At 36.7% G+C, this 15,853-nt stretch carries 11 protein-coding genes; 4 read left to right on the forward strand and 7 right to left on the reverse strand.

What is annotated here, in order from left to right:
* The first annotated feature begins 230 nt into the window (after positions 1 to 230).
* Positions 231 to 1,727: a sodium:alanine symporter family protein gene (locus tag VK91_RS06570; protein ID WP_048391855.1), complete on the forward strand. Its 1,497-nt coding sequence runs from the start codon at positions 231 to 233 to the stop codon at positions 1,725 to 1,727.
* Positions 1,728 to 1,822: 95 nt separating this feature from the next.
* Here VK91_RS06570 and VK91_RS06575 read toward each other — a convergent pair whose 3' ends face one another.
* The 6 genes from VK91_RS06575 to VK91_RS06595 form a co-directional block, all read right to left on the reverse strand.
* Positions 1,823 to 2,782 (reverse strand): methyl-accepting chemotaxis protein, encoded by a 960-nt coding sequence (locus tag VK91_RS06575; protein ID WP_231595602.1) that lies wholly within the window; start codon positions 2,780 to 2,782, stop codon positions 1,823 to 1,825.
* Positions 2,783 to 2,914: 132 nt separating this feature from the next.
* Positions 2,915 to 4,099, reverse strand: coding sequence for an NAD(P)/FAD-dependent oxidoreductase (locus VK91_RS06580; RefSeq protein WP_004227760.1), 1,185 nt, complete (start codon positions 4,097 to 4,099; stop codon positions 2,915 to 2,917).
* A gap of 45 nt (positions 4,100 to 4,144) precedes the next feature.
* Positions 4,145 to 4,573 (reverse strand): DUF1641 domain-containing protein, encoded by a 429-nt coding sequence (locus VK91_RS06585; protein WP_004227758.1) that lies wholly within the window; start codon positions 4,571 to 4,573, stop codon positions 4,145 to 4,147.
* 83 nt (positions 4,574 to 4,656) lie between these two features.
* Positions 4,657 to 4,788 (reverse strand): hypothetical protein, encoded by a 132-nt coding sequence (locus VK91_RS23190; RefSeq protein ID WP_255349861.1) that lies wholly within the window; start codon positions 4,786 to 4,788, stop codon positions 4,657 to 4,659.
* A 316-nt stretch (positions 4,789 to 5,104) separates the two neighbouring features.
* Positions 5,105 to 5,401, reverse strand: a complete 297-nt coding sequence (locus VK91_RS06590; protein ID WP_048391859.1) for a cupin domain-containing protein — start codon at positions 5,399 to 5,401, stop codon at positions 5,105 to 5,107.
* A 177-nt stretch (positions 5,402 to 5,578) separates the two neighbouring features.
* Positions 5,579 to 6,199, reverse strand: coding sequence for a TetR/AcrR family transcriptional regulator (locus VK91_RS06595; protein ID WP_048391860.1), 621 nt, complete (start codon positions 6,197 to 6,199; stop codon positions 5,579 to 5,581).
* Between the two features lie 124 nt (positions 6,200 to 6,323).
* Here VK91_RS06595 and VK91_RS06600 point away from each other — a divergent pair, with 124 nt between their 5' ends.
* The 3 genes from VK91_RS06600 to VK91_RS06610 all read left to right on the forward strand — a co-directional run bounded on the left by VK91_RS06600 (position 6,324) and on the right by VK91_RS06610 (position 10,699).
* The gene (locus tag VK91_RS06600; RefSeq protein ID WP_048391861.1) at positions 6,324 to 8,510 is read left to right on the forward strand and encodes an MMPL family transporter; all 2,187 of its coding nucleotides are present in this window, start codon (positions 6,324 to 6,326) and stop codon (positions 8,508 to 8,510) included.
* Positions 8,511 to 8,646: 136 nt separating this feature from the next.
* Positions 8,647 to 9,510: a CdaR family transcriptional regulator gene (locus tag VK91_RS06605; RefSeq protein ID WP_048391863.1), complete on the forward strand. Its 864-nt coding sequence runs from the start codon at positions 8,647 to 8,649 to the stop codon at positions 9,508 to 9,510.
* 106 nt (positions 9,511 to 9,616) lie between these two features.
* Positions 9,617 to 10,699, forward strand: a complete 1,083-nt coding sequence (locus tag VK91_RS06610; protein WP_048391865.1) for an ABC transporter ATP-binding protein — start codon at positions 9,617 to 9,619, stop codon at positions 10,697 to 10,699.
* A 182-nt stretch (positions 10,700 to 10,881) separates the two neighbouring features.
* On the opposite strand, the gene VK91_RS06615 is transcribed toward VK91_RS06610, so the two are convergent.
* Positions 10,882 to 15,828: an S-layer homology domain-containing protein gene (locus tag VK91_RS06615; protein ID WP_048391867.1), complete on the reverse strand. Its 4,947-nt coding sequence runs from the start codon at positions 15,826 to 15,828 to the stop codon at positions 10,882 to 10,884.
* Positions 15,829 to 15,853 lie beyond the last annotated feature (25 nt).

Below are 15,853 nucleotides of genomic sequence, written 5' to 3' on the forward strand. Positions count from 1 at the left end.
TACAAGGTCCTGTCTTAAATGTCGGTCCATTTGGAAAGGATGCCCATCAAAAAACAGAACGATTGCATGTGGATAGTGCGTTTAAAGAGATGCCTATTATGATTGATACATTGATTAAAAGTTTATTTTAAATAAAAGAAACTTCATTCAAAATAGCTTTCATATCCTCTCATTTAAATTGTTACCTAATAATCTAAGATGACAAGTACAAAATAGAAAGAGGTTGTTATATGGATTTTGCCGCTTTAACAGGTAAAATAGCAGGGATTATCTGGAGTAACGCATTAGTTTATCTTTGCTTAGGAGCTGGCGTTTACTTTTCGCTTATTATGAGGTTTCCACAGCTGCGTCTCTTCAAAGATATGATTAAACAATTATTTAATAGAAAAACTTCGGCAAATGGCGTTTCATCTTTTCAAAGCTTTGCAATGGCATTGGGTGGACGTGTCGGAATTGGGAATATAGCTGGTGTAGCTACTGCAATTTATTTTGGAGGACCAGGGGCTATCTTTTGGATGTGGGTCATAGCCTTTTTAGGAGCTGGTGCTGCCTATATTGAGTCCTCGTTAGCCCAGGTTTGGAAACAAGAAATCGCTGGAGAGTATCGTGGAGGGCCAGCATATTATATTGAGAAAGGGTTAAAAAATAAGCCATTTGCTATACTATTTGCTATCGCTACAATTATAGCAACTGGTTTCACTGGTTCAGGTGTTCAAGCCTTTAATATTGCTGATTCAACAAAAAATGCCTTCGGGATTTCACCAATAATTACAGGTATTATTGTTTCTGCAATATTTGGATTTGCTATTTTTGGCGGTATTAAAAGGGTTGGAAAAGTTGCTGAATATGCTGTACCGTTTATGGCAACTGCTTACATACTTCTTGCATTCATTATTTTATTGATCAATATAAAAGATGTACCTGCAATATTTGCTTTAATTTTCAGCTCTGCCTTTAATTTAAATGCTGCATTCGGTGCTGTTTTTGGAAATGCAATTATGTGGGGAGTAAAAAGAGGGGCTTATTCAAATGAAGCAGGTCAAGGTACTGGGGCACAGGCAGCTGGTACCGCAGAAGTATCTCATCCTGCTAAACAAGGGCTTGTCCAAGCATTCTCGGTCTATGTAGATACACTGCTTGTTTGTACAGCTACAGCCATTATGATCATCTCCACAGGCAGTTACAATATTGCCCATCCTAATGGGGGATTTTTAGTTGAGAATCTACCAGGAGTTGAAGCAGGTACTGCATTTGCACAAGAAGCAATTAACTCATTCATTCCTGGTTTAGGAAGTCCTTTTATTGCTATCGCTGTATTTTTCTTTGCAATAACTACTATGCTTGCTTTTGGGGTATACACAGAAAGTAATGTTGCTTACTTATTTAGAAACAATAAAAACTTTGCTACTATTGCTATTGTCGTAAAAGTACTACTAGTTATCTCTATCTTTTTTGGAACGATTCGTTCCTCATCAACTGCTTGGAATCTTGCTGATATCGGTGTAGGTACACTTGCATGGTTAAACCTAATTGCTATTATTTTATTAACAAAGCCAGGTATAGCTACATTAAGAGATTATGAAGAGCAAAAGAAGTTGGGGCTTGACCCAGTCTTTATTCCCGAAAGATGTGGAATTAAAGATGCACAATTGTGGAATGAAATAACTGAAAAAAACTATCCAGATCAATTAGCCGCATTAAAAGAAAAAGTTGGCGACTTGAAATAATTAAATGAACCCTGTAGTAGTCACTAAGAAGTTGAAAAGTTGCTGCTATGCAGGGTTCTTGCTTTTTAAATTTCCATAGAATGAAGTTAAAATCTCTATCTTTCAGTTGGGAAATGCTTTACTTGATCAACTGCCTCTAATAATTTTTTTGTTACAATTTCTGATTCATCAATATGGCTTGTTAGAACGCGATTTGTTTCATCGAATAAGGCTGTCGTCCTATTAAATTTATGTATAACATCTTCGTTTGATAGCCTCTGATCTTTAATTGAAGCTAATAGCTCATTTATTCCCGTTTGAACATTTGTCATAATGTGCAGTAATTGATCAATTTTTACTGATGTTTTAGCACTTTTATCAATGCCTTCCGTTACTAGCTGCATGTTATTTTTATTATCCTCGTAAGCAAGTCCAATTTGTTCTTCGATTTTCTTTGTTAAATTAGCAATATCTTCTGTGCTTGTTTTCGTATTTTCAGCTAATTTGCGAACTTCCTCGGCAACAACCGAAAAGCCTTTACCATGCTCCCCTGCTCTTGCTGCCTCAATAGATGCATTCAAAGCTAGTAAATTGGTTTGATTTGATATTTCTCCAATAACATTTACAATTTCAGCTATTTGCTTTGAGCGCTCACTTAAATTACTCATGCTTAAAGACGTTTTTTGAGACTGCTCTCCCAACGCATCAATCAAATGCTCTACTTCCTGAACAGCCTGCTTGCTTTCAACCGATAATGTCATCATTTGATCCGAGGAAGAGATTAATAAATTTCCTTTATCTAGGGCATTTTCAGAAATTTTATTGGAGTGAATTGTGCTATCCTCAACTTTATTAAACTCTCCTACAATATCTGCGACCATTTCTCCTAAAATAGTATGCTGGTCATTTACCTTGTTATGTTGTTCAATAGTTTCAATGATTTCCTTATGTAACTCATTTAAAAAAATTTGAAATTCATGATCTTTCTTATCCAGCTTTGCATTCAGTTCATCAATTTTAGCCTTAAATTGCTCTATATCTACTTTTTTTGATTGGAACATTGTTAACACAGCCATCACCTCAGAAAATAGAATATTGAATATGTATTTATTTTACTGGATTTAAAGTAATTAATATACATCTTTAGAAAAAAACAAACACTCACTACTAACAACGACATAGCGTGATAGTAGTGAGTGTTTTGTTTTTTAATAGGCTAAACCAAATAAAGCTTTAATATGTGTTAAGTAACGAATATTAGAAGCTTCTTTCATTAATGTTGCAGGAAGGCCTTTAAGCTCTGTGTTGCTCGCACCAATTGTAGCAACAGCATCTTTACGACCTAAGCTTGCAAGTGTGCCAGAGTTTACAGCTGAGAATGCTTTCATGTCTTGGTTTTTGTATTGTGCAAATACATTATAACCAGCACATTCACCCATTTGCCATGCAACTTGTGCTGTTGGGGCGTATAGTGGACGACCTCCATCAGCTGGTAGTGCAACAGATGCATCACCAATAACAAAGACATCTTCGTGAGACGTAGATTGTAAGAATTCATTAATAGTTGCTTTTCCACGATCAGCAGCTAGACCTGATTCGCCTACGATTGGAAGTGGAGCTACCCCACCTGTCCAAACAAGTGTATTTGCAACAATTGGTTCACGGTCTTTTAAAGAAATAACGTTGCCGTCAACACCTGTTACTGGTGTACCTGTAATAAATTCTACGCCACGTTTAGTTAAGCTTTCAGTAGCGCGTTGGATAAGTGTATCTGGAAGAACTGGCAAGATTTTTGGACCAGCTTCAACAAGTTTAATTTTAAGATCAGCAAAATTAACACCATGTTTTGCAGCGATTTTCGGGAAGTTGTCCACGATTTCACCAACAAGCTCAACACCTGTTAAACCGCCACCACCAATAACGATTGTTGCATCTGCTTCATCTTTAGATTGTGCATATGCTTTAATGCGGTCTTCAATATGTTTGTTGATTTTATTGGCATCATTTACTGATTTAAGAACCATAGAGTTTTCTTCTAATCCTGGGATACCAAAGAATCCAGTTTGGCTACCTAAAGATACTACAAGTGTGTCATAAGTTAATGTATAACCATTATCTAAATCAACTTTTTTAGTATCTACATTAAATTTTGATACTTTCGCAATGTGTAGGTCGATATCTAAACCTTTAAAGATTTTTTTAAGTGGTAATGCAACAGCACCTTCTGCAATTGTACCACCAGCTAAACGGTGAAGCTCAGTGATAATTTGGTGTGTTGGGAATTGGTTTACTACAGTAATTTTAGCTTCATCAGCTGATAGATACTTACGTGCTGTTAATGCAGTTAAAACGCCAGCGTAACCTGCACCTAAGATGACGATTTCTTTTGACATGATTAATTAATCCTCCGTCCTTACGAATTGAATTTACCTTGAGTCTTATTTGGCTTTGCGTTCTGAGCTTACTTGTAAGAAAGCATTAACAAAACGGAAAACATTTTGAACTTGAGGGTCTTTTAACATTTTCACAAGACCGAATAAACCAATTACCTCATGGCTTTCAGATGCACGGTCTTTCGCTTCAATTGCAGTTGCTGCAAGGTTTTTCGCAGAGCCCACTACAGGACCAGCGATTTCTGTTACTGCTCCAACAGTATCGTTTTTAAGCACTTCGTCTGTTGCAACAGCTTGAGCAAACTCATATGATTTCGTTAATAATGTCATCATTTCAGTTAACTTTGGTAATTGCTCAACTAAAGTTGTTAGTGATTCTTGAACTTCAGGCTTTAATAATTGATCTAGTACATCTAATTGCTCTTTACTCACAGTTACTTGTTCAGCCTGTGTTTGGTTATTCGTTTCTGACATTTTGAACTCTCCTTTGCCATCACTAGTACTATTTTTTATTGCTTACATGTAAAAAAGACCATTAAGGTAAAACTTAACAGTCGTTACAGCGTATATCTTACACAATCACCAGTCACAAGGGCTGGATAGCGATTCGTATGACTTGTTATTACAATGTTTACTTTAAATCGCAAAAAGCGCATCATAATACCATCCTTATCTTGTCTTGGTGACATTACAACCTTCATTATAAGACTGTTTGTACATTATTTCAATGAGCTATATCACAATTTCGACAATCTTTTCAAAATTCATTGATTTCATCAACTATTAACTGTCTTGCTATAATAAATTTTCCAACGCATCATAATTTTTATTGATAATTCCTTTTCCTGTCATCTCTATATCCCCTTCTCTTTGGAAAGCAGATAAACGACAGCTTTAGGTTTCTCTAGTAATATTCAATAAGGACGCTATATCTTTTTTGTTAGTGTCAAAAGAAATGTATCCCTCTTGGCTAACAAAGTAGATTTTAGAATATAGGAGCTTTTTTTATTTTAATTTAATGACAATAACACGAACGTCTGTAACTGCTTCTAAGCTGTGCTTTTCAGATGGTTTTAAAGTTAAAATTGTATCTTGTGTTAAAATTTCTTCCACACCTTCAACAATAAAGCGAACTTCACCAAATTGAACAATAATTAGCACTTCATTGTCCGCACGATGCTCAGGAATTTTTTCACCTGCACGCAATTGAATGTTCAAAATATCTGCACCAGCGATACTCCCTAATTTACCAATATGTTTTGTCTTTTCTTCTAGCATTGCTTGGATTGGTATAATTGTCATTCCTCCATTACACTGTTTTTATGCTATTATAGGTTCTTTTGATTTACGATGTTCCACTACTTTTTAGGCCACACCCCCACTATAATGAAGAATCACTCTGATTGTCTGTGACTTACATCACTAAAAAAGAAGTATCCCAAATGAATGAGATAACTCCTTTTACAAACCTATTTTGTGTTAACGTTTTTCAACAGAAAGCCAGAAGAAATTTGTTACTTCCTTTGCCGTCACATCTACTGAGCCTAGCAAAGTTTTACCATCCCCATCTTTAAAATACCCTACAGTCATCAATGCCATAAAGTTATGAGCGAAAAACTTTGCATTTCCTTTTCGAATTGTGCCCTTTTCCATCTCTTTTTGCATAGCATGCTCTATTGTTTGATACATACCATTTTCGGATGCTTGAACTTGTCTCAGCTGCGATTCCGATAAATTAATGGTAGCCTCTTTCATAAAATTTTTCATATCAATATCGATAGTGGCTGATAAATGAACCTCAACGAGCTGTTCGAGTCGTTCTTTAAATGGTTTAGGCTGCTCTAAAATTTGTAGAATAGATAGCTTGATACGATCCATCATAGCGATTAAAGCAGATGTATATAAATCCCCTTTAGTTGGGTAGTAGTAATAGACAGTCGCCTTTGTTACGTTACAAGCCTTTGCTACATCATCCATTGAAATATTTTTGTAGCCCTCTTTAATAAAAAGTCTTGTGGCCGTTTCAAGGACAATATCTTTTGTAGGTTTCGCATTTTCATCATGGCGAGGTCTCCCGAGAACACGCGGTGATTGTTTCAACAAGTTCGCCTCCTTAATTAAGCATTCTTTTTACGCATATTATAACATATTAATATTTATGGATTGATTAATTAACCTTCTAGTATATATAATTAAATCACTTACATGAAATGGAGGTCTTTTGATGAAAAAACATCCACTTGAGCAATGGGGCTCAATGGTTGCAAGTAAAAAGGGAAGATTATTAGCACTAGCTTTTTGGGTGTTATTAGTAGTTGTATTCTCATTTGCTTGGCCACAAATCAATAGTATAGAAAGTGAGTCAGGCAAAAACTTACCTAATACCGAAATGTCTGAGCAAGCTGCATCCATTATTGCAGAGCAATTTCCTAATGATGCTGGAACACCTCTATTGTTGGTGTGGCATCGTGAAAATGGCTTAACACCTGATGATTTTTCGGCTATACAAGGTGTATACAACGAGCTGCAAGCAAAGCCCTTAGCCCATCAAACAATGGTTCCACCATTTGATCAAATGCCACCTCAGGCTTTAATGGCTTCCGCTTCTGAAAATGGTTCAACAATTGTTACACCTGTGTTTTTTGAAAAAGGTGTCGCAACAGATATGCTACAGGATAGTTTAGATAAGCTGACAAAAATAATGGAAGGCTATCAAGTCCAATTAGATGATAAATTATCAAGCGATGCACTCCATGTGCGCTATTCTGGACCAGTGGGAATTGCCACTGATGCTGTCAGTTTATTTTCACAAGCAGATGTGAAGCTATTGATCGCAACTGTATTACTCGTTTTAGTATTACTTATTATTATTTATCGTTCTCCATTGCTAGCTATTATTCCTTTAATTGTTGTAGGGCTTGCCTATGGTGTGATTAGCCCGACACTTGGTTTTTTTGCTGAACAGGGATGGATAGATAAAGATTCACAGGCAGTCTCTATTATGACTGTTTTACTATTTGGTGCAGGTACTGACTATTGTTTATTTTTAATTTCAAAATATAGAGAAATACTCTTTGATGTTGAGGATAAGACGGTCGCAATGAAGCTAGCTGTTAAAGAATCGGGTGGTGCTATTTTAATGAGTGCCCTAACAGTAGTTATAGGTTTAGCGACCCTTAGTCTTGCCCATTATGGCGCATTTCAACGCTTTGCCGTACCATTTAGTTTTGGTGTGCTTGTCATGGGAGTCGCAGCACTTGTTGTCCTACCAGCAATTCTTGTCCTTATTGGGCGAGTAGCGTTCTTCCCCTTCACTCCTCGAACGGAGGAAATGGCCAATAAAAAGGGCAAGAAACAGCATAAGCCTTCACATAAGGTTAGTCATAAAATTGGTCATTTTGTTACCCATAAACCTTGGGTCGTTATCGCTGTAACTGTAATCTTACTTGGAGGGTTGGCGGCATTTGTTCCGCGAATTCAATATACATTTGATTTGCTTTCATCCTTCCCAAAAGATATGCCGTCTAGAGAAGGGTTTACATTAATAGAAGAGAATTTTTCGCCTGGAGAACTAGCACCTGTTCAATTAGTAATAGACACAGAAGGTACTGATATTAATATCCAGCAACAACTTGAAGCTATCTCTTATATTGATAGTGTGGCAGATGTACAAATTGGCGAAAAAAATAAGAATATACACTTGTATGAACTCAATTTCAATGCCAACCCTTATGCACAGGAGTCATTAGCTCATATTCCTGAACTACAAAAAGAGGTTATTAAAATACTAGAGGCACAAGGTCTCAACAACGCTGAAAAACATGTTTGGCTTGGTGGAGAAACAGCTAGTCAATATGATACACAACAAATAACTAAGCGAGATGAAACAGTAATCATGCCAACCATGATTGCCTTAATCGCATTATTATTATTTGTCTATTTACGTTCTATTACAGCAACTGTTTATCTATTAGCAACTGTTATTATTTCTTATTTTGGAGCATTAGGCGCTGGATGGTTAATCTTACATCATATCATGGGGGCCGAAGCAATTTCTGGAGCTATTCCATTGTATGCTTTTGTGTTCTTAGTAGCTCTCGGAGAGGATTATAATATCTTTATGATCTCAGAGATTTGGAAAAAGCGTAAAACCACTGACCATTTATCAGCTGTAGAAGAAGGTGTTGTCCGAACAGGAAGCGTTATTACATCTGCTGGACTCATCCTAGCAGGTACATTTGCGGTACTGGCAACATTACCGATTCAAGTGCTTGTTCAATTTGGTGTTGTGACAGCCATTGGTGTATTGCTCGATACATTTATTGTAAGGCCATTACTTGTACCAGCCATCACAACAGTACTAGGTAAATATGCTTTCTGGCCAGGTAAGTTATTTAAAAAAGATGCCTAAATAGATAACACGGACATTAGCTAGGTGTGATTGTCATGCATGCTCATGTCCGTGTTTTTTTATATTAATACTATAAGCATTTCATCATATAATTATAGTAAATTAACCTTATTACATTAAATAAGGAGTGGCATGCATGGATCTTCAAAAATTACAGCAACGTTTCCCATTATTAAGCCCCTTCTCAGGTAAAACTGATGGAAATTATGTATTTAATTTTGACAATCAGCTTTACGAAATTCCCATACACACAATGACACAAAATGAATATGAGCTATTGCGAATATTCTCAGGCCCCACTGTTTTATACGATAACTATGATATGATTTGGCTTGATTATTTTACAGATAAAACAGATATTGCTCCAACTAATCTTCCTATGCATCGTTTGTTATTTCTTCACTTTGATAAAGACTTTTCAACACCTACATTATTGCGTTCAGTCTTCGAAGCTTTACTTGGGAAGGATATTATACTGCTATCGCTTCAGCCACAATTATTTGTCATAATCGAATGTATCGACTACAATGAGGAGTTTTTAGATTTGACTCATTATGCTAATCCCATAATGGCAGACTTAGAGACTCATTTTAAAATTTTTGTTTCTGATATTATACACAACATCACCACAACCAAGGAACGATTTAACTGGTATGTTCACCTTCTACCATCCATTTGGACTTATACACCAAAGCATGTACTCACACAGCAAGAGCTTTTAGTGCCTTATATAACGCAGCATCTAGCCTATCAAGCGAAAGAAAGTTTTATCTCCTCTATCCTAAAAAGAGCCACTTCTCAGCCAGAATTACTCCATACAATTAAGAAATTGATTGAATGCGATGGAAACATTACATTAGCCTCTAAAAAAATGTATATGCACCGCAATACCTTACAAAATCGCTTAGAAAAATTTCAACAAATGACGCAAAAGGATATTCGGCAATTTTCCCATCGGCTAGAAGTTTATCTCGCAATTATTTTCTTAGAATCACTTTAAGACCAACTGCACAAATTATGCCTTCAACACTGTGCAAGCTTTCCATATCACTCTATTCTAAAGTCATTTACAATGAAAATATGACTAGTAAAGGGGTGCAGTATGTATGGCGGAATTACGGTTAGAGCATATCTATAAGATTTACGATAAAAATATCCAGGCCGTAACTGATTTTAATTTGCATATCCATGATAAAGAATTCATTGTGTTTGTAGGCCCTTCTGGCTGTGGTAAGACCACAACTTTACGTATGATTGCTGGCTTAGAGGATATATCAAAGGGAGAACTATACATTGACGATGTTTTCATGAATGATGTGGAATCAAAAGATCGTAGCATTGCAATGGTATTTCAAAGCTATGCTTTATATCCACATATGACAGTCTATGATAATATGGCATTTAGCTTAAAGCTACGAAAGGTTGATAAAAAGGAAATAGATCGTCGTGTTAAAGAAGCTGCTAAGATTTTAGGATTAGAGGATTATTTAAAAAGAAAACCAAAAGCTCTATCTGGTGGACAACGTCAGCGTGTAGCACTGGGAAGAGCAATTGTCAGAGATGCTAAGGTATTTTTAATGGATGAGCCTCTTTCTAATTTGGATGCCAAATTACGTGTACAAATGCGAGCAGAAATCCAGAAGCTCCATCAACGAATTCAAACGACAACGATCTATGTCACACATGACCAAACAGAGGCTATGACGATGGCTACCCGTCTGGTAGTGATGAAGGATGGCCTTATACAACAAATTGGGACACCTAAAGAAGTATATAATACACCACTTAACATGTTTGTGGCAGGCTTTATTGGCTCACCATCCATGAACCTTTTCCACTGTCGTCTAACAGATACCGAGATCCTTTTAGGCGAGCAAAGCTTCCCTATCCCATCCATGCATTTACCATTGTTAAAGGAAAAAAATTATTTAGGGAAAGAGATTATTATGGGTATACGACCTGAGGATTTACAAATGACTGATGTTATTTCCCCTTACACTTTCACTGCAACGATTAATGTTGCAGAATTACTAGGAGCAGAAACTTATCTCTATTGTTCTTTAGTAAATCAGAATTTTATAGCTCGAGTACAGGCTGATAACAATTTTCATCCATCCGACAAGGTTTTCCTATTTATGAAGGAAGAAAAGATCCATTTCTTTGATCCTCAAACAGAGGAACGTCTTTAAAGCATGCATGCTTCGAACCCATGAGTTCGGGAAGAGAAAGCCAGCTGTATATACCATTGATGGCAATCAATTTATGTTCAAACTTCTACATCTGGTAATTTAAATAAGAAATTAATTGATTTCTTCAAACGAATTAAAAGCACGCTAGGCATTATCCACCTAGCGTGCTTATTCTATTAATCTTATTTTGCCGCGGCTTGAATCTCAAAGTAAGCCCAATGCTCTTTAGGTATATCCTTGAAGATTTGTTCTGTGTCCTCAGTTGGTATTGGACGATTAAAGATTCGATTCAGTACCTTTACTGCCTGTGCACGTGTTAGTTTTTCTTCAGGTCTAAATTCACCATTGCCTGAGCCAACCATTATACCTATCGCACTTATGCGATTGATTTCTTTTGCTGCCCAATGTGTGACCGCCACATCACGATATGTTTCTCCACTTTTATTTATTTCGCAATACGAGGTATCTGTAGCCCCTTCTACACATTGTTTATCAATCCATCTCACAGCAATAACCGCCATTTGGGCTCTAGTAATCATTTCATTCGGCCCGAATGAACGATCATGACGTCCTTGCATAATTCCTTCTGTACGAATATATTCAATATCGTTTTTTGCCCATGAAGTAGCTGTATCTGCATAAAATAGGTTAGACGCTTCTGGTATATGATTGTCACTTAGGTTTCTTGCCAACATTGCTGCCATTTGGGCACGAGTGACATTTACATTCGGACGGAAAGTGCCATCTGTATAGCCGTGAATATAGGAAGCAAATGTGCTGTCTACCTCTATTGGTTCTTTCTCTGGTTGCACTTCTTCCTGCGCTTGTTCTACATAAAGTAGAGAAAATGTAGAAAAGTGCTCTACATCAAAGACTATACCTGTTTGTCCTCTCGTAAATTCTGCAAAACGCCCACGTATTATTTCAACTGTTCCATTACTATGCTCTACATAGACCATCATATTTTCTCGTTGAGCTGATGTGAGATTCACTGGTAATGGTAGTAGCAATGTTACTTGACGGTTTTGTAGATTTGTGTCGATAGATATTGGCTGACCAACGAGTTTTACATTAGCGCCATTACCCTGTTGTAAAACTATTTCAGCTTGTTTAGCCCTATCCTCGATAGCTTTTTGTCGCAATGCATCCTTAATCGGTACAATTCGGAAGAAAATATCTTCATTGAAATCATTCATTGAAGTAAAAGGAACATCTATTTTGACCATTCCCATAGCTATACTAAAATGTGATTTGCCCTCTATTAATCGTTTAGCAGCACCTCTATCAAGTATCACCTTTGTTTCACTTGCTGGTGGTTCCATATTAGGGATCACAAGTCGAGATCTTTTATCTTCCTTATTCCCTAATATCCGAAGAAACTCGTTTGCATTTGCAACTGTAAAGTTTACTGTATCTTGAAAGCTACCGTTACTCAATACACGTGTTAACACGGTTTGGAGGAGCACATCATCTGGCATACTTTGATCTACAACATTTATCTTTAGCTGATTACTTGGTGCAACAGGATCAGGTGTTGGTGTAGGACTAGGCGTTGAAGATCCTCCATCTCCTGGTACATTGTTTTTAGACCACAAAGCATACAATATCAAATTCCCTTTCCCCATTTGAATCGTTTGCCCAATTTTATAAGTAACACCTTTTCCATCAGCCTTCGTATTCCATCCTACAAATGTATAGCCTGCTTTCATTAAATTACCTGTATTGCCCAGTACTGTAATAGTGTCCTGATTTTTATACTGCTTTGAATCTGTTGGTACTATCCCCCCATCAGACCCGTTACTGTCATACGTAACCGTATATGTTTGCAGTGCACTAGTCGTAAAATTCCAGGAAGTATTATTAGTAATACCTTTATACGCATTACCTGCTACATCAGTAAATGCGCCTGCGTCAATTTGAATGCTGTAAGTGATGTTATGGACTAAATCCAATGTAGGATTTACTGTCACAGTTTCATTAGTGATAGAAACATTTGCTTGTGTAACAGCAATAGTTTCGACAATTTGGTTATCTGCAGCATTTCTTATGACAATATTTTTACTAGTTACAGGTAAGACCTTTTCATCAAATGTTAATACAAGATTATCTGCAGGCTGTACATTAATTGCCTGATGCGCTGGGAAATAGGTTGTTATTTCAGGAGAAATTTTATCAAATATCACAATTGTCCCTGATGAAATCTCTGTTACCTGTAAGCCCTCATTCCCTGCTATATCTTGAAAATCAATTGTAAAACTGATAGGTCCATCTGAGTCTGTGGACTTTAACGTATAGCTTGCTTGCCATGTTTTAGCATCCCCATCACCTTTATCATTGACATTTGCTGTTTGTCCTAGGATTGATACATTCGGTGATTGAATGTCCTCACTTGTCTCAAAGTCGATTGTGATTACATCGTCTACCTTAGCAACTGTTGGGTTAGCATTATTTGAAGCCATTGTCACCTTTTTTACTGTTGGCTTTACGCTATCGACAATGACATAGCTTCCATCAGTTACGTCCGTTACCTCTATTGCCGAATTACCTAACAGATCTTTAAAGTTAATTGTAAAAGGTGCTGTTCCCTCTAAATCACCATTATCTATAACATATGTTGCCTGCCAGTTTGTGGATGCTCCTGTTACAATAGCAGCTTTCCCCGAAATGGTAATTATAGGTGCTTGTATATTTTTATCTGTTTTCATTGTTAAGGTGATCGTATCTCCTACCTTAGCCTTTGTAGGATCCAGATTATTCGATTTGATCTCCACCTCTACAGCTTTTGGCAGAGCTTTATCAATCACAAATGTAATGGTTGTGGTATTCCCTGCACTATCTGTTGCTACCAAAGTATAATTTCCAGATGTACTTACAGTGGCTCCACTTGAAAAGGTTGCTCCATTCAGGGTAGCAGTTCCTTCATTAAAACTAATCGTTACATCAGTGTTATAAACACCGTTATTTGTAACCCCTGTTATGACTGGTGGAGTTGTATCTAGAACAATTGTATCTGAGAATGTATTTGATATATTGCCAGCAGTATCCCTTAGTTGCATATAAACTGTTTTACTACCTTCTCCATGGGATAAAATCCAACTTTTCGTAGATATTTTTGACTCCCAACTGGACCAAGTAATACCATCATTCGAAAAGCGCATTTCTATCGCTTCTCCTTCTAAATCTGTTGCCGTCAAATTTAAGGTAACATTTATAGAACTTGTCGAGATTTGTCCACCGTTAACAATGATAGAACCTGATGGTGCATGATTTTTAGTAATCTGGATTGTAAACTCCTTATCCAACGTATTACCAGCCTCATCAGTTACTCTTATCGTAATTTTATAACTATTTTTCGTATCGTATGCAAACATTGCCTTTGTCTTTAATACATTCCCATCAATCGTAAAGAAGCTTGTATCTCCAGACTGTAATGAATACGTGAATGTTTGTGAGCTTCCTGTATCCACTGCCGCCAATGTTCCAACAGTTGTACCAATAGGTTTCTTTTCTTGTACAGTAGTATTATTGAGCTCAATATCAGTAGGTGGTGTACTATCATAGAATATTTGTAATTCATTTGATGCTTTATTTAATGCACCTCCACTAGTTGTAACAACCTTTTCAGGAATTTTGATTTTCACAGCTCCATCTGTAATAGGTGATACTAGGGCTGTATATGTGTTACCAATTCCTGACAGTGCTGTCACATTTCCATTTGTAACCTCTATATCCCCAACCGTAAAGCCTGTTACTGACCCACTGAAAACAATAGCTATAAAAATTGGAAGGCTATTTGTTGGACTAGGTTTATTTGTTGAAATTGTCACTGCTGGACGTGCATTGACGACTAGACTCATCGTATAGACAGTACTAAAATCAATACCATCGCTTACCTTAAATGTAAAAGATGAAGAAGAGCCATTTTCTGTAATATATTTTAAATTACCTGCATCTAAATTAGGCTTACTGATTGTCATACCATTTGTAATCGCTTCCCCACCATCAAATTGCTGATTATTATTGCTATCAAGAAAGAGCTGTCCGCTATTTGGGATAGTAGAGATTTGAATCTGTTGCAAAGTATCTCCTGCATCTTCATCAGAAAATGCGAAGGAAGTACTATTAAATGTATACACTTGACCCTCGTTTACATCTATGGTTCCATTACTGGATGTCGGTGGTTTATTTAAGGCAAGGGTTGTTACCTGCTGCATCGTATATGCACTCTTATTGCCATCGGTATCTTTGACAATGATATTAAAATAATAGGTAGTATTGGCAGCAAGGCCTGTAACATTAAAGGAGTTACTATCTTTGGTATAGCCGTCTAACGGTGTCCCATTCAATTCTATGGTACTAACCGTATCAATATTGTTACTACTAGATTGATAGATTTGATATTCTAAATCCTCTTGAGCTGTTATATCATCAGATGCTTTAGCCCAGTCCAGCTGTACGCCTGAGGTAGTAATATTTGAAGGATTTATAGCACCATTTGTAATTGTTGGCGGATTATTATTTGGGATATCAATCGTAAATTGGGTAAACGTTAAATCCCATAGTCCCGCCTGTACAGTAGGTATAAAATTTACACTCGCAGTAATGACAAATGAGTTGATTCCTTCTATATTAATAGGAATATCATAAATAGGCTCATGATTTGCAACTGTCTTAAAAGTTACAGGATTTCCTTTTGGGTTTCCTGCCCCATCATACCCTTGAATTGTTAAGGACAATGCATCGTTTTCAAGATGTTTATTAATCGTATTAATTTTTATTGATTTTAAATCGAAGATCCCGCCTGCAAAGCTTTCCCCAGCAGAAATTCTAATTGATTTTGGTGGTGAATATTCATCTGCATCAAAATAATAACCAGCTGGAAATTGTGATCCATTGCTATACGTGAATAGATCAATACCATTATCACCAGGAATACCGCTTACTACAAAGCCATTATTTGTGTCATCTTTCCACGAAGCTTGACTTAAATCCTGTATACAACTTGGAAAATCTGGCGAATCGCATGCAGCCGCCTCCACTTTTAAAGGTGACACGAACCCTATTCCTACCATTTGACTATAAGCGATTAACAGCAAACACAAGGTTATGGTTAATATCTTTTTTCCCATTCTATATTCTCCTTCTTGGTTTCAC

Origin of the sequence: Lysinibacillus sp. LK3 (genome assembly GCF_001043675.1) — a bacterium.
GTDB classification, from domain to species: Bacteria; Bacillota; Bacilli; order Bacillales_A; family Planococcaceae; genus Lysinibacillus; species Lysinibacillus capsici.

What these genes read in the sequence shown, in the direction of transcription:
- VK91_RS06570 (WP_048391855.1), top strand. Translation starts at nt 231, where the DNA reads ATGGATTTTGCCGCTTTAACAGGTAAAATAGCAGGGATTATCTGGAGT.
- VK91_RS06575 (WP_231595602.1), bottom strand. Translation starts at nt 2,782, where the DNA reads ATGGCTGTGTTAACAATGTTCCAATCAAAAAAAGTAGATATAGAGCAA.
- VK91_RS06580 (WP_004227760.1), bottom strand. Translation starts at nt 4,099, where the DNA reads ATGTCAAAAGAAATCGTCATCTTAGGTGCAGGTTACGCTGGCGTTTTA.
- VK91_RS06585 (WP_004227758.1), bottom strand. Translation starts at nt 4,573, where the DNA reads ATGTCAGAAACGAATAACCAAACACAGGCTGAACAAGTAACTGTGAGT.
- VK91_RS23190 (WP_255349861.1), bottom strand. Translation starts at nt 4,788, where the DNA reads ATGTCACCAAGACAAGATAAGGATGGTATTATGATGCGCTTTTTGCGA.
- VK91_RS06590 (WP_048391859.1), bottom strand. Translation starts at nt 5,401, where the DNA reads ATGACAATTATACCAATCCAAGCAATGCTAGAAGAAAAGACAAAACAT.
- VK91_RS06600 (WP_048391861.1), top strand. Translation starts at nt 6,324, where the DNA reads ATGAAAAAACATCCACTTGAGCAATGGGGCTCAATGGTTGCAAGTAAA.
- VK91_RS06605 (WP_048391863.1), top strand. Translation starts at nt 8,647, where the DNA reads ATGGATCTTCAAAAATTACAGCAACGTTTCCCATTATTAAGCCCCTTC.
- VK91_RS06610 (WP_048391865.1), top strand. Translation starts at nt 9,617, where the DNA reads ATGGCGGAATTACGGTTAGAGCATATCTATAAGATTTACGATAAAAAT.
- VK91_RS06615 (WP_048391867.1), bottom strand. Translation starts at nt 15,828, where the DNA reads ATGGGAAAAAAGATATTAACCATAACCTTGTGTTTGCTGTTAATCGCT.